22 protein-coding genes are annotated in these 18,548 nt (G+C 72.4%); 16 read left to right on the top strand and 6 right to left on the bottom strand.

The genetic code is table 11. The annotated features are described in order from the left end of the window. Window positions 1–39: 39 nt before the first annotated feature. A complete protein-coding gene (locus FHX71_RS29090) occupies window positions 40–555 on the top strand; it encodes a GNAT family N-acetyltransferase (RefSeq protein ID WP_220489534.1) in 516 nt (171 codons plus the stop codon). An 85-nt stretch (window positions 556–640) separates the two neighbouring features. Here FHX71_RS29090 and FHX71_RS06535 read toward each other — a convergent pair whose 3' ends face one another. Beyond that, window positions 641–1,843, bottom strand: a complete 1,203-nt coding sequence (locus FHX71_RS06535; protein WP_182614950.1) for a CobW family GTP-binding protein — start codon at window positions 1,841–1,843, stop codon at window positions 641–643. 125 nt (window positions 1,844–1,968) lie between these two features. Here FHX71_RS06535 and rpmB point away from each other — a divergent pair, with 125 nt between their 5' ends. Genes rpmB through rpmF form a run of 6 tightly spaced genes read left to right on the top strand, consistent with a single transcriptional unit; the run spans window position 1,969 to window position 3,349 of the window. Further along, complete coding sequence (gene rpmB, locus FHX71_RS06530; RefSeq protein ID WP_026365262.1) at window positions 1,969–2,205, top strand: 50S ribosomal protein L28; 237 nt, start codon at window positions 1,969–1,971, stop codon at window positions 2,203–2,205. Then, window positions 2,205–2,510, top strand: coding sequence for a 30S ribosomal protein S14 (gene rpsN / locus FHX71_RS06525; RefSeq protein ID WP_182614949.1), 306 nt, complete (start codon window positions 2,205–2,207; stop codon window positions 2,508–2,510). The genes rpmB and rpsN overlap by 1 nt, the downstream gene beginning before the upstream one ends. 59 nt (window positions 2,511–2,569) lie before the next feature. Continuing rightward, entirely contained in the window at window positions 2,570–2,692 is a 123-nt protein-coding gene (ykgO, locus tag FHX71_RS06520) for a type B 50S ribosomal protein L36 (RefSeq protein ID WP_020013141.1), read from the top strand. Window positions 2,693–2,708: 16 nt separating this feature from the next. Further along, window positions 2,709–3,011 (top strand): type B 50S ribosomal protein L31, encoded by a 303-nt coding sequence (locus FHX71_RS06515; protein ID WP_182614948.1) that lies wholly within the window; start codon window positions 2,709–2,711, stop codon window positions 3,009–3,011. Continuing rightward, complete coding sequence (gene rpmG, locus FHX71_RS06510) at window positions 3,011–3,178, top strand: 50S ribosomal protein L33 (protein ID WP_020013143.1); 168 nt, start codon at window positions 3,011–3,013, stop codon at window positions 3,176–3,178. Before FHX71_RS06515 ends, rpmG begins: the two co-directional genes overlap by 1 nt. Window positions 3,179–3,181: 3 nt before the next feature. After that, the gene (gene rpmF / locus FHX71_RS06505) at window positions 3,182–3,349 is read left to right on the top strand and encodes a 50S ribosomal protein L32 (RefSeq protein ID WP_108496534.1); all 168 of its coding nucleotides are present in this window, start codon (window positions 3,182–3,184) and stop codon (window positions 3,347–3,349) included. 110 nt (window positions 3,350–3,459) lie between these two features. Here the strand turns inward: rpmF and FHX71_RS06500 are convergent, their stop codons facing one another. Both FHX71_RS06500 and FHX71_RS06495 read right to left on the bottom strand, forming a co-directional pair. Continuing rightward, window positions 3,460–4,746, bottom strand: coding sequence for an ATP-grasp domain-containing protein (locus FHX71_RS06500; protein ID WP_182614947.1), 1,287 nt, complete (start codon window positions 4,744–4,746; stop codon window positions 3,460–3,462). A 241-nt stretch (window positions 4,747–4,987) separates the two neighbouring features. Further along, entirely contained in the window at window positions 4,988–6,397 is a 1,410-nt protein-coding gene (locus FHX71_RS06495) for an MFS transporter (RefSeq protein WP_182618521.1), read from the bottom strand. 229 nt (window positions 6,398–6,626) lie between these two features. Between FHX71_RS06495 and FHX71_RS06490 the strand changes: the two genes are divergently transcribed. Next, a complete protein-coding gene (locus tag FHX71_RS06490) occupies window positions 6,627–7,142 on the top strand; it encodes a PadR family transcriptional regulator (RefSeq protein WP_182614946.1) in 516 nt (171 codons plus the stop codon). Next, a complete protein-coding gene (locus FHX71_RS06485) occupies window positions 7,139–7,930 on the top strand; it encodes an alpha/beta fold hydrolase (protein ID WP_182614945.1) in 792 nt (263 codons plus the stop codon). Before FHX71_RS06490 ends, FHX71_RS06485 begins: the two co-directional genes overlap by 4 nt. Before the next feature lie 138 nt (window positions 7,931–8,068). On the opposite strand, the gene FHX71_RS06480 is transcribed toward FHX71_RS06485, so the two are convergent. The 3 genes from FHX71_RS06480 to FHX71_RS06470 all read right to left on the bottom strand — a co-directional run bounded on the left by FHX71_RS06480 (window position 8,069) and on the right by FHX71_RS06470 (window position 10,054). Further along, window positions 8,069–8,569 (bottom strand): SRPBCC family protein, encoded by a 501-nt coding sequence (locus tag FHX71_RS06480; protein WP_182614944.1) that lies wholly within the window; start codon window positions 8,567–8,569, stop codon window positions 8,069–8,071. Between the two features lies 1 nt (window position 8,570). Continuing rightward, window positions 8,571–8,933 (bottom strand): ArsR/SmtB family transcription factor, encoded by a 363-nt coding sequence (locus FHX71_RS06475; RefSeq protein WP_182614943.1) that lies wholly within the window; start codon window positions 8,931–8,933, stop codon window positions 8,571–8,573. A gap of 86 nt (window positions 8,934–9,019) precedes the next feature. Continuing rightward, window positions 9,020–10,054, bottom strand: coding sequence for a LacI family DNA-binding transcriptional regulator (locus FHX71_RS06470; RefSeq protein ID WP_182614942.1), 1,035 nt, complete (start codon window positions 10,052–10,054; stop codon window positions 9,020–9,022). Window positions 10,055–10,215: 161 nt separating this feature from the next. On the opposite strand from FHX71_RS06470, the gene FHX71_RS06465 reads away from it, so the two are divergent. From FHX71_RS06465 to FHX71_RS06435, 7 genes are all read left to right on the top strand, one after another. Continuing rightward, window positions 10,216–11,448, top strand: a complete 1,233-nt coding sequence (locus FHX71_RS06465; protein WP_182614941.1) for an amino acid ABC transporter substrate-binding protein — start codon at window positions 10,216–10,218, stop codon at window positions 11,446–11,448. A gap of 4 nt (window positions 11,449–11,452) precedes the next feature. Further along, complete coding sequence (locus FHX71_RS06460; protein ID WP_182614940.1) at window positions 11,453–12,337, top strand: branched-chain amino acid ABC transporter permease; 885 nt, start codon at window positions 11,453–11,455, stop codon at window positions 12,335–12,337. Then, window positions 12,321–13,394 carry a branched-chain amino acid ABC transporter permease gene (locus tag FHX71_RS06455; RefSeq protein ID WP_246402276.1) on the top strand — a complete coding sequence of 358 codons (1,074 nt, stop codon included), beginning with the start codon at window positions 12,321–12,323 and terminating at the stop codon, window positions 13,392–13,394. The genes FHX71_RS06460 and FHX71_RS06455 overlap by 17 nt, the downstream gene beginning before the upstream one ends. Continuing rightward, window positions 13,391–14,128, top strand: a complete 738-nt coding sequence (locus FHX71_RS06450) for an ABC transporter ATP-binding protein (RefSeq protein WP_182614939.1) — start codon at window positions 13,391–13,393, stop codon at window positions 14,126–14,128. Before FHX71_RS06455 ends, FHX71_RS06450 begins: the two co-directional genes overlap by 4 nt. Continuing rightward, the gene (locus tag FHX71_RS06445) at window positions 14,118–14,870 is read left to right on the top strand and encodes an ABC transporter ATP-binding protein (RefSeq protein WP_246402274.1); all 753 of its coding nucleotides are present in this window, start codon (window positions 14,118–14,120) and stop codon (window positions 14,868–14,870) included. The genes FHX71_RS06450 and FHX71_RS06445 overlap by 11 nt, the downstream gene beginning before the upstream one ends. A gap of 117 nt (window positions 14,871–14,987) precedes the next feature. Beyond that, complete coding sequence (locus FHX71_RS06440; protein ID WP_182614938.1) at window positions 14,988–16,019, top strand: ThuA domain-containing protein; 1,032 nt, start codon at window positions 14,988–14,990, stop codon at window positions 16,017–16,019. Between the two features lie 100 nt (window positions 16,020–16,119). After that, window positions 16,120–18,453: a PQQ-dependent sugar dehydrogenase gene (locus FHX71_RS06435; RefSeq protein WP_182614937.1), complete on the top strand. Its 2,334-nt coding sequence runs from the start codon at window positions 16,120–16,122 to the stop codon at window positions 18,451–18,453. Window positions 18,454–18,548 lie beyond the last annotated feature (95 nt).

Below are 18,548 nucleotides of genomic sequence, written 5' to 3'. Positions count from 1 at the left end.
CGGGCGCCGGGCCCGCCGCCCGTCGGATACCTTGAGCCCGTGCCCGACCTCCTGATCGCCCAGCGCCACTCGGCCCACCTCGACCGGGTCGTCGAGGCGCTGCGCCAGGTGCACGAGAGCGACGGCTACCCGATGGTCTGGCCCGAGGACCCGGTCGCCTGGCTCACCCCCGAGCGCTCGATCGGTGCGTGGGTCGCGCTGGCCGACGGCGCCGTCGTCGGCCACGTGATGCTGGTCGCCGCGGACGGCGTCGAGCAGGTGGACCAGCTCGCGGAGACCGCCGGGGTGTCCGTCGCCGGGCTGGCCGCCGTCAGCCGCCTGTTCGTCACGCCCAAGGCGCGCGGCTCGCGCATCGCATCGACGCTGCTGGAGCGCGTCGAGGACGCGCCGACCCGGCGCGGCCGCCGGCTCGTGCTCGACGTCGTGGACGACGGCGGCCCCGCCGTCCGCCTGTACGACCGCCTGGGCTGGCGACGCGTGGCCACGGGCCCGGCCGCCTGGACCGCCCCGGACGGCACCCACCCGCCGACGGCGTCCTACCTCTGCCCCCGCTGACCCACCCCGCGACAACTCGCTGAGTGCTGGATATTCGCCCTTCCAGCGCGTCCGGAAGGGCGAATATCCAGCACTCAGCGAGAGGTCAGGCGGTGCGGGAGCCCAGCCAGGGGGCCAGGTGGTCCTCGCGCCACAGCCACTCGACGCCGGCGGCGGCCTCCTGCGGCGTGCACAGCGCCGCGTGGAACGCCTCGCGCAGCAGGTGCCGCTCGTCGACGCCGCCCGAGCCGTCCGGGCCGGCGCCGTCCGCGACCCCGGTCACCACGATCCGGGTGTGCGGCACGGTCCCCGCGCAGACCTCCGACCACGGCCCCAGGTCACCGACGGCGAGCTGACCGCCCGCGCCGTCCCACAGGCAGGCGAGCCCGGGCCGGTCCGCCACGTGGAAGACGCCGCGCGCCCGCAGCCCGCCGGCGCCGAGCGACTCGATGTGCTCCAGCAGGCGCTCCGGGTGGAACGGCAGCGGCGAGCGCAGCTCGAGCGTCCAGCTCCGGTCCCCGGGCACCCCGCCTCGCCCGGCGACGACGACGGCCCCGAGCGGGTGCGCCCGGCGTTCGGCGCGCACCGCCGAGTGTGTGGCGGCGGCGAGCAGGTCGGCCGACAGGGTGTCCAGGCCGTCCACGCGGCGCGTCCCGGCGCCGCGCAGCCGGTCGAGCAGGCCCGACGCCGTGGGCGGGAGCGGGGGGCGGGAGGTCTCGACAGGCTCGACCAGCGACGACGGCTCGGACAGGGCGGACGTGTACGTCACCACCAGGTCCGCCTGCTCGATCTGGCCGGCCAGCGCCTCGCCGACCGAGCGCTCGTCGCCGGTCGTCAGGCCCAGGCCGCGTTCGAGCAGGGTGTCGTCGCCGAGCAGGTCGTGCTGGAGGGTGTCGACGTCGACCACCGTGAACGAGGTCGCGATCCGCGTGTGGTCGAGCGCGCCGCCGGGCGCGGTCTCGGCGGTCAGCGACCGGGCGGCGGGCAGGGGTTCGGCGCTGACGGGCAGCGCGAGCAGCACGTGGTCCCAGCGGCCGTCGCGGGCGAGGCGGGCGATGGTGGGGACGGCGTCCTCGCGGACGGCGCAGGACAGGCAGGCGTGCTCCAGCGGGACCAGGACGTCCTCGATGACGCCGGCGGCGTCCAGGACGACGCGCCGCAGGTGGTCCTCGTAGATGTCGTGCCGGGCGGCGACGACGCCGGGTGTGTCGGTGAGCAGACCGAACAGCGCGGTGTCGCGCAGCACGGGGTCGATCGTGGCCAGGACGCTCACCGGGATGATTCCGCGGCGGTCTCCGGTTCGGTACATGCTGCCTCCTCGCCCGGGGGACGACCCCGGAATAATTGATAACGGTTCTCAGTTCTGGTTCACTGTAGCGCGATATGAGAACGGTTCTCACCAGCGACGACCAGCTCGCCGCAACAGGAGGTCATGTGTCAGCCAGATGCCAGGTGCTGGGCACCGTCCCGGGGTTCGGCCACTCGATTTCGCACTCGCACGTGCGGACCAAGCGGCGGTTCGACCCCAACATCCAGAAGAAGCGCTACTGGGTCCCGTCGCTCGGCCGCAACGTCACGCTGCGGGTGAGCGCGAAGGGCATCAAGACCATCGATCGCAAGGGGATCGACGTGGTCGTCGCCCAGATCCTGGCAAGAGGGGAGAAGGTCTGATGGCCAAGAAGTCGAAGATCGCCGCCGACGCCCGGCGCCGCGAGCTCGTCGCCCGGTACGCCGAGCGGCGCACGGAGCTGCGGCGCACCCTGCGCCGGCTGGACCTGCCGGCCGAGGAGCGGGCGGCGGCCGCCGCGGAGCTGTCCCGGCAGCCGCGCGACGCCAGCCCGAGCCGGCTGCGCAACCGCGACGCCGTCGACGGCCGGCCCCGCGCGTACTCGCGGAAGTTCGGGCTCTCCCGGATCCGCCTGCGCGAGATGGCCCACCGCGGCGAGCTGCCCGGAGTGACCAAGTCGAGCTGGTGAGACCGGCCGGCACCCCCGACGGCCCCGCCGTCGCCCACCTGCTACGCAAGGAGTGACACATGAAGGTTCGCGCATCACTGCGGTCCCTGAAGGACAAGCCCGGCGCCAAGGTCGTGCGCCGGCACGGCAAGACGTTCGTGATCAACAAGCTCAACCCGCGCTGGAAGGCGCGCCAGGGCTAGGACGAGGAGACACACCATGAAGCAGAACCTTCACCCCACCTACGGCCCCGTGGTCTTCCGGGACGCGAGCGCAGGCTTCACGTTCCTGACCCGCTCGACGCTGGCCGGCAGCACCGACTCCGGCCCCGGGCGCCCCACGGCGACCATCGAGTGGTCCGACGGCCAGACCTACCCCGTGGTCGACGTCGAGATCAGCAGCGCCAGCCACCCGTTCTGGACCGGATCGGCCCGCGTGGTCGACACCGCCGGACGCGTCGAGAAGTTCCGGCAGCGCTACGCCAAGCACAACACGAGCAGCGACAGCAAGGGTGGTAACTGATGGCATCGCGTACCGACCTGCGACCCGTGATCAAGCTCCGCTCGACGGCGGGCACCGGGTTCACCTACGTGACCCGCAAGAACCGGCGCAACGACCCCGACCGGCTCGTCCTGCGCAAGTTCGACCCCGTGGTGCGGCAGCACGTCGACTTCCGCGAGGAGCGCTGACCGATGGCGGTCCCCAAGAGGAAGATGTCCCGGTCGCGGACCCGGTCCCGCCGCTCCCAGTGGAAGGCCCTCGTGCCCGACCTGGTCGCGGTGACCGTGGACGGCCGCCAGGTGCGCATCCCCGCGCGGCTCGTGCCCGCGGTACGGCGCGGCCTGGTGGTCCCGGACTGAGACCCGCCTGATCGACCGACTGATCGACGAGAGCCCCGGCGCACACAGCGCCGGGGCTCTCGTCGTGCCCAGGGTGCCCGACGACGGGGTTCAGCCCGCCGGTGCCGGGGTCAGCGCGTGAGCGCCGCGGCGTCGACCCGGATGTCGAGGCCGGCGGCCAGCTCGTCGGCCCAGTCCTTGGCCGCGTGCCCGGTCGGGTCCGCGACCAGCACGTGCCCGATCCGCTCGTTGTTGTCGCCGGGCCGCACCTCGCGGCCGGGCGACGGCGTCTCGTGGCCGACGACGCGGTCGTCGTCCGCCAGGCGCTCAGCGCCCCGGACCTCCCGCACGACGCCGTCGGCCGGGGCCAGCAGGAACGTGACAGCGGCGCTCGTGGCGGCCGGCGGGCCCGCCACGGGCTCGCGGCCGAGCGCCAGGTCCACCAGGACCCGCAGCGGGTTGTAGCCGGTGACGAGGCGGACCAGCTCGAAGACGTAGCCGCCGCCCTGGCGCGGGTTGAGCTCGATCAGCCGGGGCCCGGCGGCGGTGAACCGCACCTCGGTGTGGCTGATGCCGTGCGTCAGGCCGACGGCGGCGAGCACCGCGACGACGTGCCGCTCGATCGCGTCCCGTTCGTCGGGCGCGAGCGGGGCCGGGAACAGGTGCCCCGACTCGACGAAGCCCGACCCTGCCTCGACGCCGGGTTCCGCCACCGACTTCGCGGTGATGCCCAGCACCCGCGTGACGCCGTCGCGGGTCACGGACTCGACGCTGTACTCCGGCCCGTCCAGGACCCGTTCGAGCAGCGCGAGCCGCTCCAGCGGCTGATCCCGGGTGTTGCGCTCGGGGCCGGTCGCCGCGGCGAAGGCCACGGCGAGCCCGGTCTCGTCGGCGACCTTGGCGACCCCGGTGCCGGAGTTCATGTCCACGGGCTTGACCACGAGCGGGTAGCCGAGGCTCGCCGCCTCCTTGCGCGCCTGGTCCCAGGTGGACGCCACCGCGAACGGCACGTCGGGCACTCCCCCGGCCGCGAGCGCCTGCCGGACCAGGTGCTTGCGCGTCGCGGTGCGCAGCACGTCCGCGGGCGCGCCGGGCAGGCCCAGCCCCTCGGCGACGTGCGCGACGGCGGGCAGGTAGTAGTCGCAGGTCGTCAGCACGCCGTCGACGGGCCGGCCCGCGGCGCGCTCCCGGGCGGCGATCTCGCGGGCCGCCGCGAGCAGGGCGGCGTCGTCGTTGGTCTCGGCGACGACCACCTCGGCGGCGAGCGCCAGGACGGGGTGAGGTGCGCCGTCGGGCAGCCGGTACAGGTCGGGGTCGCGGGTGACGAGCACGTACCGGTGGCCGGCGTCGTGCAGCAGGGGCGGGAGCATGAGGCCCGTGGACTGGAGCCAGCTCTCGATCATGAGCAGGTTCGCCACGTCAGCACGCTCCGTGCGTTCGATCGCGAACGAGAGTCGTTCTCAACATGGCGCACAGCCTGCCACGGATCGGGCGGCCGTTCTCGCCGGGCCGCGAGCGCCTGTGGAAAGCGCCGACCGGGCCGCCGGGGCCACCGGGGGAAGGTTGTGCTCCCAGGTGTGTTGCTGTGAGTAGACGTTGTCTACTCACAGCAACACACTCCGGACGCACACGTTCACCCCGCGGACCTCAGCCCCAGTCCTACAGCACCCCGTCCGGGAGGGACGGGTGCTCGTCGACGTGCGGCTTCGGGCGCGGGATGAGCAGCGCGAGCACCGTGCAGACGACCGACGCGAGGAGGCCGAGCAGCAGTGCGGTGCGGAACGCGTCGTCGGACGGTACCGGGACCCCCTGGTACTGCGCGCCGCCCGCGGCGAGGACGCCACCCACGACGGCGGCGGCCGACGTCGTGCCCAGGGAGCGCATGAGGGTGTTCAGGCCGTTCGCGGCGCCCGTCTCGTGCGACGGCACCACCTGCATGATGAGGGCTGGCATGGCCGCGAACCCCAGCCCGATACCGACGCCGACCACGATGTTGACCACCAGCACGTGCCACACGTCCAGCTCGACGACGACGGCGATCACGTACGAGACCGCGATGACCGCCGCGCCGGACGCCAGCAGCGGCTTGGCCCCGAAGCGGTGCGCGAGCCGCCCCGCCACGGGCGACATCGCCAGCATCACCAGGCCGGACGGCATGAGGATCAGGCTCGCCTGCATCAGCGTGAGGCCGAGGCCGCCCGCCGCCGTCGGCAGCTCCAGGAGCTGCGGGAACACGACGTTGGAGGCGAACAGCGCGAAGCCCATCGCGATCGAGGCGAGGTTGGTGAACAGCACGGTGCCGCGCGCCGTCACGCGCAGGTCCACCAGCGGCTCCTGGATGCGCAGCTCGTACCAGCCCCACACCAGGAGCACGACGGCGCCGCCGAGCAGCAGCCCGAGCGTGCGCGGCGACCCCCAGCCCCAGTCGTTGCCGCGCGAGACCGCGAGCAGCACCCCGGTCAGGCCGATCGCGAGACCGATCACGCCGACGACGTCGAGCCTCCCGCCCGTACGCAGCGTGCTCACGGGCACGACCCACGCGACGAGCACGAGCGCGAGCAGGCCGATCCCGGCCGCCACCCAGAACACCACGTGCCAGTCGTAGCGCTCGGTGACGTACGCGCTGATCGGCAGGCCGAGCGCTCCCCCGACGCCGAGCGTGGCGCTGACCAGCGCGATGCCCGACCCGAGCCGGTCGCGGTGCAGCACGTCGCGCAGGATCGAGATGCCGAGCGGGACCACGCCCATGCCCATGCCCTGCAGCCCGCGCCCCACGATCAGGAGCACGACCGACGGCGCCAGCGCAGCGACCACCGAGCCGAGTGCCAGCAGGCCGAGCAGCGCCAGCGCGACCGTCTTCTTGCCGTACATGTCGCCGAGCCGCCCCGAGATGGGCGTGCAGATCGCCGCGACCAGGAGCGTCACGGTGATGACCCAGGCGGTCACGTCGCGCGAGACGCCCAGCAGGACCGGCAGCTCCGACTGGATCGGCAGCAGGATCGTCTGCATGAACGACGCCCCCATGCCGGCGAACGCGAGGACGGCGATCACGAGCCCCGGCCTCGGCATCCGGGTGAGACGGGAGCGGTCCTGGCCACCGGGCGGGAAGCGGAATCTCATGTGGGGCAGACGATCCTTCGACGAGGGCGTTCCCCGCGCAGCCGGACGCCCGCAGCACGGGGTCCGCGCGGCGCGAGGGGGATACCCGCACCTTACATAGTTGCCCGCGCCAACCGAGATCCCGGTCGACGACGGATCATATATGCATAGTCCCATATGTGCGGTGTAGCATATGGGCATGGCACTCGACGCACTGATCCTCGGTCTGCTCGACCTGCGCCCCATGACCGGCTACGACCTCAAGAAGACGTTCGACGGCACCGTGGCCCACTTCTGGTCCGCCGACCAGTCGCAGATCTACCGCACCCTGGCCCGGCTGGAGCAGGACGGCCTGGTCGACGTGCGGGTCATCCCGCAGACGGGCAAGCCGGACCGCCGCGAGCACAGCCTCACCGACGACGGCCGCGCCCGGCTGCGGGAGTGGTTACGGTCACCGCTGCCCGACGAGAAGGCACGGGAGCCGTTCGTCGGCCGGCTCTTCCTGGTGGGCCGGGAGGACGACCCGGAGCTGGTCCGCGCCCTGCTCGCCGAGCGCCGGGAGGCGGCGCGCCGTCAGCTCGCCGTGCTCGAGGCCATCCCGACGGCGGACGGCGGCGACCTCGCCGCCCGCCTGCGCACCGCCACGTTGCGCAAGGGCATCGCGGACCACCGGGCCGAGCTCGCGTGGCTCGACGAGCTGGAGGCCGCGCTGTGAACCTCCACCTCACCGAGCAGCACCCCGACGCCGACGAGTCGGTGCTGTTCCTGCACGGCGGCAACGTCGCCGGCTGGATGTGGGAGGAGCAGGTGGCGGCGCTCCCCGGCCACCACTGCCTCGTCCCGGACCTGCCCGGCATCGGCGGGTCGGCGGACCACCCGTGGACCGACCTCGCGACGACGGCCGACAAGCTGGCCGACGTCGTCCGCGAGCGCTCCCACGGCGGACGCGCCCACGTGGTGGGGCTGTCCCTCGGCGGCATCGTGGGGATCGTGCTCGCCGCGCGGCATCCCGACGTCGTGCGGAGCGTCTTCGTGACGGGCGCGCTGCTGTGCGGGGTGCGCGGCCCGACCCGCTGGGCCGGGCTGGCGCAGCTCCCGTTCTGGGGCAGCCCCGGCTACTGGAAGGGACTCGCCCGGGCCTACGGGCTCCCGGCGGAGTCGGTCGACGTCTTCGTCCGCACGGGCCTCGGGATCGACCGGGACTCGGCCCGGCGGATGGTCGCCGAGATCTACGACGGCGGCCCCGCCCCGCACCTCGACGACCTGCGCGACCTCGACTTCCCGGTCCTCACGATCGCCGGCGAGCGGGAGCTGCGCACGTTCCGCGGCTCGCTGGACGAGGTCACCCGCCGGGTGCCGCACGCCGTCGCGCGGGTCGCGCCGCGGATGCACCACGTCTGGAGCGCCGAGGACCCCGAGCTGTTCCACACCGCGCTGTCGCACTGGCTGCGCACGGGCGAGGCGTCGCCGGCCCTGCTCCCGGTCGCGCCGGCGCGGGCCTGACCCCGGAGGCCCGGCGTCGGGCACCCCGGCCCGGGCCGGAGGAGCAATGCACTTTGAGACCTAAGTTTCTTCGCTTTGACGCGCGTCAAAGCGAAGAAACTTAGGTCTCAAAGGTGAAGGCTTGGCCGACGACGCCGGTCAGGCGGCCGCGAGCTCGACGGCCAGCTCCTCGACCAGGTCGTAGCCCTCCTGCATGCCGCCCTCCATGCCGGTCGCGATGATCATGTCGCGCACGTCCTTGCTGGAGACGACCGTGCGGACGGTCAGCGTGGTGCGCCCGTCGTGCTCGGTGAGCGTGTAGTGGTTCAGGCTGGGCTCGGAGTCGCCGTCGGTCATCCCCTCGAACACCTCGGTGTGTGTCATCCGCTCCGGCGCCGCGATCTCGTGGTACTCGCCGTGGAACGCGACCTCGAAGCCGTCGTTCGCGGTCATCACGTAGCGCCAGGCCCCGCCGACCCGGAGGTCGACGGTCGCCTCGGTCACCGTGCCGCGCTGCCCGGCCCACCAGCGCCGGATCAGGTCCGGCTCGGTGAGCACCCGCCACACCTGCTCGCGCGGCGCGTTGAACTCCCGGGTCACCAGGATCTCGGTGTCGGTCGGGAGCGTCAGGACGGCGCTGCCCTTGGTCGTGGTGGTCATGTCAGTCTCCTTGTCCGGTTCCTGCATCGGTCGGTCGTTGCGTCCCGAGCTCGTCGAGCACGTCGTCCATGAGGTCGAACCGCTCGTTCCAGAGCCGCTCGTAGCGGGAGACCCAGTCGTGGACGGCCTGCAAGGGCGCGCCGTTGACCCGGTAGAGGCGGCGGCGCCCGTCGTCGCGCACGTCCACCAGCCCCACCTCCCGCAGCACCCGCAGGTGCTTGGACACCTGCGGCTGGGCGAGCCCGAGCAGCTCGACCAGGTCGCCCACCGCGAGCTCGCCGCCGGCCAGGGCGTCGAGGATCTCGCGGCGGCGCGGCTCGGCCACCGCGTTGAACGCGTCGGTCGTGGTTGCTGCTCGTGCCATGCCTCAAACATATACCCATATAGGCATGCGTCAACCGACGGCCAGGGTGAAGTACACGCAGGCGACGCCGCTCAGCCCGGCGCCCCTCAGTCCCGCACCGGCGCCGTCGACGCCCGGACCATCAGCTTCTGCTCCGCCGTCCGGCGACGGGCGCGCGCGGCCCGCGGCAGAAGGGCGAGCTCCAGCGCCTGCCGGCCCATGTCCTTCATGGGCAGGCGCACCGTCGTCAGGGCGGGCGACAGGTGCCCGGCCACGGTCACGTCGTCGAACCCGGTCACCGACACCTCGCCCGGTACGGAGACGCCCCGCTCCCCCAGCACCGACAGCACGCCGACCGCCATGTCGTCGTTGAGCGCGAGGATCGCGGTGACGTCCGGGTGGGCGTCGAGGATCTGGCGGGCGGCGTCCTTGCCGCCGTCGAGCGTGAACGCCGCCTCGACCACGGGCAGGTCGGCGAGCCGCAGGCCGTGCGCGCCGAGCGCCTGCTCGACGCCGGCGAGCCGGTCCGCCATGGTCGCCAGCCGGCGCGACCCGGCCGCCACGGCGATGTGCCGGTGACCGAGCGAGAGCAGGTGCTCGGCGATGGCCCGGCCGCCCGCGACGTTGGCCGGCACCACGGCGTCGACGCCGAGCTGCGGGTGCCGGCCGATGACGGCGACCCGCCCACCGGAAGCCTCGAAGGCCTGCACCTGGGCCTTCATCTGCGCCTGGACGTCCCGGTCGAGGTGCCCGGAACCGGCCACGACGATGATCCCGACGCCCGCACCCGCGAGCGCCCGGAGCTGGGCCACCTCGGCGTGCGGGTCGCGGCCGGTGTGGCAGATCTGCACCATGCGGCCGTGGGCCCCGGCGACCTCCAGCACTCCGCTGGCGATCTCGGCGAAGTACGGGTCGCCGATCTCGTGCACGACGAGCCCGACGGACGGGCTGGCGCCGCTCGCGAGCGAGCGGGCGTGCACGTTGGCGACGTAGCCGAGCTCGGTCGCGACGGCGCGCACCCTTTCGGCGAGCTCCTCGGACACCCCGGCGGCCCCGGACAGGGCCCGGGAGGCGGTCGCGATGGACACGCCGGCGTGCTCCGCGACGTCGACCAGGCGTAGCCCGGCGGTGTGCTTCCGCATCGAATCTCCTCGCCACAGGTCAAGAGACGCCGCCTCGGGTCAAGAGAAAGGTAATGGATGACCTCAAGACCCTTGTCACCCGGCGTCCTAGTTCCTAGAGTGCCGTAAGCGGTTACGGAAGCGCTTGCCCACGATGATGTGGACCCACAAGGGAGTGGACCATGAGAGCAACCCGACGCCTGATGCCGGCGGCTGTCGCCGCCGCCTCGGCACTGTCCCTGTCCGCCTGTCTGGCGAGCCCCGAGCAGGGCGGCAGCGAGGCGGACGACCCCGACGCCCCGATCGTCGTGGGCGTGTCGCTGCCCCTGACCGGCGACTTCGCCGAGCCGGGCAAGGGCGTGCAGCGCGGCTACGAGGCCTGGGCCGCGCACGTCAACGAGAACGGCGGGCTGCTGGGCCGCCAGGTGGAGCTGGTCATCGTCGACGACCAGTCGAACGCGGACCGGGTCGCCTCCGACTACGAGCGGCTGATCAACCAGGACGGGGTGGACCTGATCTTCGGGCCGTTCTCGACCCGGCTCGTGGTGCCGGCGGCGCAGGTCGCCCAGGACTACGGCTTCCTGTTCGTGGAGCCCGCGGGCGCCGCCGCCGAGGTCTTCGAGCAGGGGTTCGACAACCTGTTCTACGCGGCACCGGCCATCGCCGACGACCACTACGACCACCTGGTCGAGTACGTCCTGGCCCTGCCGGAGGCGGAGCGCCCCGAGACGGTCGCGGTCGCCTCGATGGACGACCCGTTCGCCCAGGGCACCGCGTACGGCCTGCGCGACCAGCTCGCCGAGGCCGGGGTCGAGGTGGTGGTCGACGAGGTGTACCCGCCGAACACCACGGACTTCAGCGGCATCGCGGCGAAGATCGCGGACTCGGAGGCGGACCTGCTGATCGTCGGGTCGCAGTACCAGGACGGCGTGAACCTGGTGGTCGCGCTCCAGCAGCAGGGCTACCAGCCGCAGATGGCCGCGATCTCGGGCGCGCCGACCAACGCGGAGTTCCCGGAGGCGATCGGCGAGAAGACCGAGGGCATCCTGGCCCCGACCGGGTACACGCCGACGGCGCCGTACCCGTCGAACCAGGAGTTCGTCGAGTTCTACGAGGCCGAGCACGGCTCCCCGCCCGCCGAGGACGAGGCCAACGCGTGGACCACGGGCCAGGTCGTGGCAGCGGCGGTCGAGGCCGTGGAGTGCGCCGACCCGAGCCCGGAGTGCCAGGAGCAGCTCGTCGGGTGGCTGAAGGAGAACGAGGTCGAGACCGTCGTCGGGACCCTGAGCTGGGACGCGCAGGGCCGACCGCAGAGCGCGCACCTGATCCAGCAGTACGTGGACGGCGAGATCAAGATCGTGCTGCCCGACGACGTCAAGGAAGCCAACCTCGTCCACCCGAAGCCCGCGTGGTGAACCGATGACGGGTGCCCTGTTCGCGCAGAGCCTGGTGCTCGGCGTCCTCCTGGGTGGGCTGTACGCCCTCCTGGCCGCCGGCCTGACCCTGTACTTCGGCGTGATGCGTGTGGTCATGATCGCCCACTCGGCGTTCCTGATCCTGGCCGCGTACCTCGCCTGGTACTTCCACGAGCGCACGGGGGTCGACCCGCTCCTGTCCCTGGTCGTCACGGTGCCGCTGTTCTTCGTGGTCGGGTACGGGATGCAGCGGTTCCTGGTGTCCCGGCTGCGGCCGATCACGCTGACCACGATGTCGGTGCTGCTCACGTTCGCGGTCGCGCTGACGATCGAGGGGCTGCTCGGGTTTATCTGGACCGGCACGCAGCGCCGCGTCCAGCTCGGCTACTCGGGCACGAGCATCGAGGTGGCGGGCGTCAGCGTCGCCGTCGTGAAGCTCATCGCGTTCGGCCTGGCCGCACTGTCGCTGGCCGCGCTGTACCTGATCCTGCGGCGGACGTCGTTCGGCCGGGCGCTGCGGGCCACCACCCAGCACCCCGAGGCCGCGCGGCTGATCGGCATCGACACCGACCGGGTGGCCGGGCTCGGCTTCGGGCTGGGGCTGGCCACGGCCGCGATCGGCGGGACGGCGCTCGCGCTGGACTACACGATCTACCCGTCGCTGCACTGGCACTGGATCGGGCCGCTCATGGCGATCATCGTCGTGGGCGGGCTGGGCAGCATCCCCGGCGCCGCCATCGCGGCCCTGCTGCTCGGCGTCGCCGCGAGCCTGCTGCAGGTGCCGCTCGGCACCACCTGGGCGCAGACCGTGTTCTACCTGGCCCTGTTCGTGACCCTCATGATCCGCCCGCAGGGATTCTTCGGAGGTCGCCTTGCCCAACGCTTCTAGCGGTACCAGACCCTCCGGCCCGACGGCGGCCGGCCCGACGACGGCGCGCGTCGTCCGGATCGGCGGCCTGCTCGCCCTCGCAGCCGTGGTGCTGCTCTTCCCGTCGCTGGCCCCCGACCCGTTCATCCTGTCCGTCGGCGTGGTGATCCTCAGCTACGCCGTGCTCGCCACCTCGTGGAATCTGGTGGGCGGGTTCACTGGCTACATCTCGCTGGGGCACGCCGCCTACTCGGGCCTCGGCGGGTACGCCACGGCGCTGCTCATCCTGCGGTCCGGGCTGAACCCGTGGCTCGCGCTCCTGGTCGGGGCCCTGATCGTGGCCCTCATCGCGATCCCGGTCGGCATCGCGTCGCTGCGGGTGCGCGGCGCCTCGTTCGTGATCGTCTCGATCGCGCTGGTGCTCATCCTGCAGCTCACGTTCCAGAGCTGGCACACGTTCACCGGTGGCTCGGGCGGGCTGCGCGTGCCCCGGCCGTTCGGCGCGGACGTGCTGCGGCCCGAGCAGCACGAACGGTTCTTCTACCTGCACGCCGTGCTCCTGGCGCTCGCGCTGCTGACCTGGTGGCTCATCGAGCGCTCCCGGCTCGGCGCCGGGCTCAAGGCCATCCGCGAGGACGAGGACAAGGCGCAGGCCCTCGGCGTGCCGACGTTCGCGTACAAGCTGACGGCGCTCGTGACCAGCGCCTTCTTCACCGCGCTGGGCGGCGGCCTGTACGCGCTGTGGTTCGGGTACCTCGACCCGATCTTCCAGTTCTCGATCCTGGTCGGCACCTACATGGTGCTCATGTCGCTGCTTGGCGGCGTGCGCAGCCTGTTCGGCCCGCTGCTCGGCGCCGTCGTCGTCGGGTACGCGGTCGAGGTGTTCAAGTCGCAGTACGGCGACACGCAGTTCCACCTGGTCGCCACGGGCGTCCTGCTCGGCCTGGTCGTCCTGTTCATGCCCGACGGCGTCATCCCCGCCATCACCTCGTTCCTGAACCGGCGCCGCCGCGCGGCGTCGATCCGCGAGGTGAGCGCCGAGGAGCTGGCCCGGCAACGTGAGGAGGCAACGCGATGAGCACCGCATCCGTGAGCACCGAGGGGCTGAGCAAGTCGTTCGGCGGCGTCCGCGCCGTCGACGACGCCTCCGTGGCGTTCCACGACGGCAGGATCAACGCCCTGATCGGGCCCAACGGGTCCGGCAAGACCACGTTCTTCAACTGCGTCACCGGCATGATCAAGCCGGACGCCGGGACGGTGACCTACCGCGACCGCGACATCACGGGGCTCGCCCCGCACCGGATCGCGCGCTCCGGCATCGGGCGCAGCTTCCAGCTCTGCCGCGTCTTTCCCCGGCTGACCGTGCTGGAGAACGTGCTGGTCGCGGTGCAGCCGCACGGTCTGCTCCAGCGGCTGCGCGGCATGCGCAACCCGGACGACGTCGCCCGGGCGCGCGAGCTGCTGTCCCGCGTCGGCATCGACCACCTGGAGCATGCCGAGGCCCGCGACATCTCCTACGGGCAGCAGAAGCTGCTGGAGCTGGCCGGGGTGCTGATGGGCGACCCGCACACGATCATGCTCGACGAGCCGGCGGGCGGCGTGAACCCGGCGCTCGTGGACCGCATCGCCGACCTGGTGCGCGAGCTCAACGCCGAGGGCCGCACCTTCATCATCGTGGAGCACAACATGGAGCTGGTCATGGGCCTGAGCGACCACGTGGTGGTGTTCGACCGGGGCCGGCCGATCGCCGAGGGCACCCCCGCCGTCGTGCAGGACGACCCCCTGGTCCTGGAGGCCTACCTTGGCGTCTGAACTCGCACCCGAACCCCTGCTGCGCCTGACGGACATCCAGGCCGGCTACGGCCGCGCGGCCCTCGTGCTGCGCGGGCTGTCCGTGACGGTGGCACCCGGCAGCGTGGTCTGCCTCGTGGGGCCGAACGGCGCCGGCAAGTCCACGGTGCTCAAGGTCGCCAGCGGGCTGCTCAGACCGCGCGCCGGCCAGGTGGTGGTCGACGGCGTGGACGTGACCGGCCGAACGCCGCAGCAGCTCCTGGCCGCGGGGCTGTCGCACGTACCGCAGGGGCACAGCGTGTTCCCCGAGATGACGGTGGCCGAGAACGTGCTGCTCGGCGCGTACACGGTGCGCGACCGCGCGGAGATCGCGGCCCGCACGGACTTCGTGACGGAGCTGTTCCCGCTGGTCGGCGAGCGGTGGTCCGCCCTGGCGGGCGCGCTGTCGGGCGGGCAGCAGAAGCAGGTCGAGTTCGCCCGCTCGCTCATGGTGCGGCCCAAGGTGGTGCTGCTCGACGAGCCGTCGATGGGGCTGGACCCCAAGGCGACGGCGGTCGTGTTCGAGCAGGTCCAGCGCATGCGCGACGCCGGCACAGCCGTGCTGCTCGTGGAGCAGAACGCGCGGCGGGCGCTGGAGTCGGCCGACGTCGGCTGCGTGCTGGACCTGGGCCGTGTGCACATCACGGGCCCGGCCCCGGACCTCCTCGCGGACCCCAGGCTGGCCCAGCTCTACCTGGGCGGCCGCCCGAAGGAGGCCGCCTGACCCACCCCCACCCCTCGTTGAGTGCTGGGTATTCGCCCTCTCGCGCCCCGTGAAAGGGCGAATACCCAGCACTCAACGAGGCAGGACTGACTGCTGGCCGTTCAAAGGAGAACTGTCATGTCGCTTCGATCCGCCCTGGGTACGTCGCTCGGCAACGCCGGACAGGTGGTGCTCGGCCTGGCGATCCTGGCCGCGCTGCTCGCCGGGCTCCACCTCACGCCCGCCGTCGGCGGGGGCGGTCCGCCCGGTCCGGGGGCGGACGGCGGGGCCGCGCCGTCGTCCGCGGGACGGCAGGACCCGTACCGCGACAAGGTCGCGGACTACGGCGTCTGCCGGGGCACGGACCCGGCCTGCTACAACGACTGGGACCTGCCGCGCGCCACCGACGGGCGGGTGCGCGTGCTGGTCTTCACCGCGACCGGCGTCTCGCGGCACGCCCACCTCGGGCCGCTGCTGCCCGCCGGGATGAACCCGCCGCTGACGTCGGCGCACGTCGCGCAGAACGCCGTGGTCCGGTGGGGGCAGGAGTACGGGTTCGAGGTGGACTGGACCGAGGACGTGCGCCAGCTCGACGCCCCGGCGAAGCTCGCGCCGTACGACGCCGTCGTCTTCCTCAGCAACTCCCGCACCATGCTCGACGACGCGTCCCAGACCGCACTGCTGCAGTACGTCCGCTCGGGCGGCGGCTTCGTGGCCGTGCACAACACGCTCGGCGCGATGTACCACTGGCCGTGGTTCCAGGGGCTGCTCGGCGGCGCCAACTTCTACGACCACGGGCCGCACCGCGACGGGCAGGTGCTCACCGTCGACCGTCGCGACGCCTCCACGAAGGACCTGCCGCGCCGGTGGGACTTCCGCGACGAGTGGTACAACCTCGAACCGTTCCCCACGGGCGTGCGGTTCCTCGCCGAGGTGGACACCTCCACGATCGGCTCCGGCACCGGCTTCAACGGGCACCCCGGGCACGACGGCGAGCACCCGGTCTCGTGGTGCCAGTACTACGACGGCGGTCGCGCGTGGGTCACCTCGCTCGGCCACGACCCGGCCGCGTGGACCGAGGACTCGGCGCTGCCGGGCGCCGGGTCGTTCGAGACGCACGTGGTGGGCGGCATCCTCAGCGCGGCCGGCGAGCGGCCGTTCTGCCGGTAGGTCTCGACGGGCTCAGGGGTCTCGACAAGCTCGACCCGCGGGTAGGCACGACGCAACGCACAGCACTCCGCAATGACGACGACGACATTCAGGAGGCACCATGCGCACCAGACAGAGATGGCGGTCGGCGGTGGCCGCGGTGGCGGTCACCGCGACGGCCCTGGCGGGGCTGACGACGGCGATGCTCGCCACGGCCGCCCCGGTGGGTGACCCGATCGAGGACCCGGCCCCGGAGGAGAAGCAGTCGACGATCGGCCTGGTCCTGGAGGAGTACGCGCAGTTCCCGAAGACGGAGCCGATCCCGGCGCCCGTCGACCGGCGGCTGATGCGGCACGCGCGCATCAACGGCATCGGGGAGCTGCCGGACGGCTCGGGCCGCATGTACGTGCCGGACCTGAACGGCCCGCTGTACTTCGTCCAGGACGGCGAGCCGCGGGTGTACCTGGACGTGGCGGCACGGTTCGCGCCGGAGTTCTTCTCCGGGCGGGGCATGGGCAGCGGCTTCGGGTTCGCGGCGTTCCACCCGGACTTCGAGGACAACGGCACGTTCTACACGGTGCACAGCGAGCGCCCCGGCAACGCCGGGCCGCCGTCGGACCCCACGACGTACCCGGCGCAGACGCCGACGTTCCTGCACGCGGTGGTCACGGAGTGGGTGGCGGACGACCCCGCCGCGGAAGTGTTCTCGGGGACGAGCCGGGAGGTGATGCGCCTGGGCTTCGCGGGGCAGGTGCACGCGATCCAGCAGATCGACTTCAACCCGACGGCGAAGCCGGGCGACGAGGACTACGGCCTGCTGTACCTCGCGGTGGGCGACGGCGGGATCGGCGTCGGCACGGGGGTGCCGCAGGAGCGGGACACGCCGGCCGGCAAGATCCTGCGGATCGACCCGGCGGGCACGAACGGGCCGGGCGGCACGTACGGCATCCCAGCGTCGAACCCGTTCGTGGACGAGCCGGGCACGCTGGGCGAGATCTACGCGATCGGCATGCGGGACCCGCACCGGTTCTCCTGGGACCAGAAGAGCAAGCGGGCGGAGCCGCGCATGTTCCTGGGGCACATCGGCGAGCACGCGATCGAGGCCGTCTACGACGTTCAGGCGGGCGACAACTTCGGCTGGGGCGACCGGGAGGGGAAGTACGTCTTCGACGCGTCCGACCGGTGCAACCTCTACCCGCTGCCGGAGGACGACGCCTCCTTCGGGTTCACGTATCCCGTGGTGGCGTACGACCACGACCCGCCGCCCGGCTGGTCGTGCACGGCGGACAGCGGGTACGCGATCAGCGGCGGCTTCGTCTACCGCGGGCGCGACCTGCCGGCGCTGGACGGCAAGTACCTGTTCACGGACCTGGTCGAGGGGCGGGTGTTCTACGCCAAGGAGTCGCAGATGCGGCGCGGCCGCGACGAGGCGCAGATGTACGAGCTCGCGCTGTACGACACCGACGGCACCCGCAAGCGGATGCCCGACTTCACGGGCGACGAGCGGGCGGACCTGCGGATGGGCCGGGACGCGTCGGGCGACCTGTACCTGGTGGCGAAGGCGAACGGGAAGATCTGGAAGGTCGTGGACACGGTGCACGCGCCGGTGCCGCAGGACGTCCCGCGCTCGCTGGAGAAGAACAACGTGAGCTTCTACGACTTCGAGCACCCGTTCCAGCAGAACGGCGCCGTCGAGATCGACCGCGGCCTGTCCCGCACCTACCTCAACCTGATCAACGGCGGGGAGGACATGCGGGTGGCGGACGGCGCCTACCCGGGCAGCAACAACTCGATCCAGCTCGGCCAGGTCGACCCGCTGACGGCGGGCAACGACGACTGGAAGGCGGGCGTCTACGACGCGGCCGGGGTGCCCACGCTGTCGGCGTTCAACGGCGTGGACGGGATCACGGTGGCGGGCTGGGTCAAGATGACCGGCCAGAACCCGAGCCCCAACACCACGACGGCGGACCCCGACGACTTCTACAACGCCGTCGGGCTGGCGGGCCTGCTCAGCGGCGACTCCGACGGGCACGGCGTGCGCGCCCTGCTGGAGATCATCCAGGTGGACGGCGAGCTGCGGCTGGTCGCGCTGGGCCGGCGGATCGACGGCGGGGCGTCGCAGACCTTCGCCGCTCACGAGGACTGGCGCACCCTGCTGCCGCAGGACGAGTGGGTGCACCTGGCCGCGACGTTCGACTACACCACGGGGAAGATGGCGCTGTACCGCAACGGCGAGCGGGTGCCCGGCTTCTACGTGGTGGACGGCGACCCGTGGCAGGTGGACGGCTCGGGGACGTCGGCCACGACGCCGCGGGGCATCAAGATCGGCGGCAGCTTCCCGCAGGACACGCAGGAGCGGAACCCCTGCAACTGCCGCATGGACACGATCCAGCTCCTGGACCGCGCGATCACGCCCCGCGAGGTGGCGGCCCAGTACCGCCTCATGACCCGCTGACCTCGCTCGTTGAGTGCTGGGTATTCGCCCTTTCGCGCCCCGCGGAAGGGCGAATACCCAGCACTCAACGAGTTCGGTGGGCGGGGTGGGTGGGG

The organism is Promicromonospora sukumoe, assembly GCF_014137995.1.
GTDB classification, from domain to species: domain Bacteria; phylum Actinomycetota; class Actinomycetes; order Actinomycetales; family Cellulomonadaceae; genus Promicromonospora; species Promicromonospora sukumoe.
Note: the sequence above shows the minus strand (reverse complement) of the source record. Positions and strands in the feature narration are given on the sequence as shown.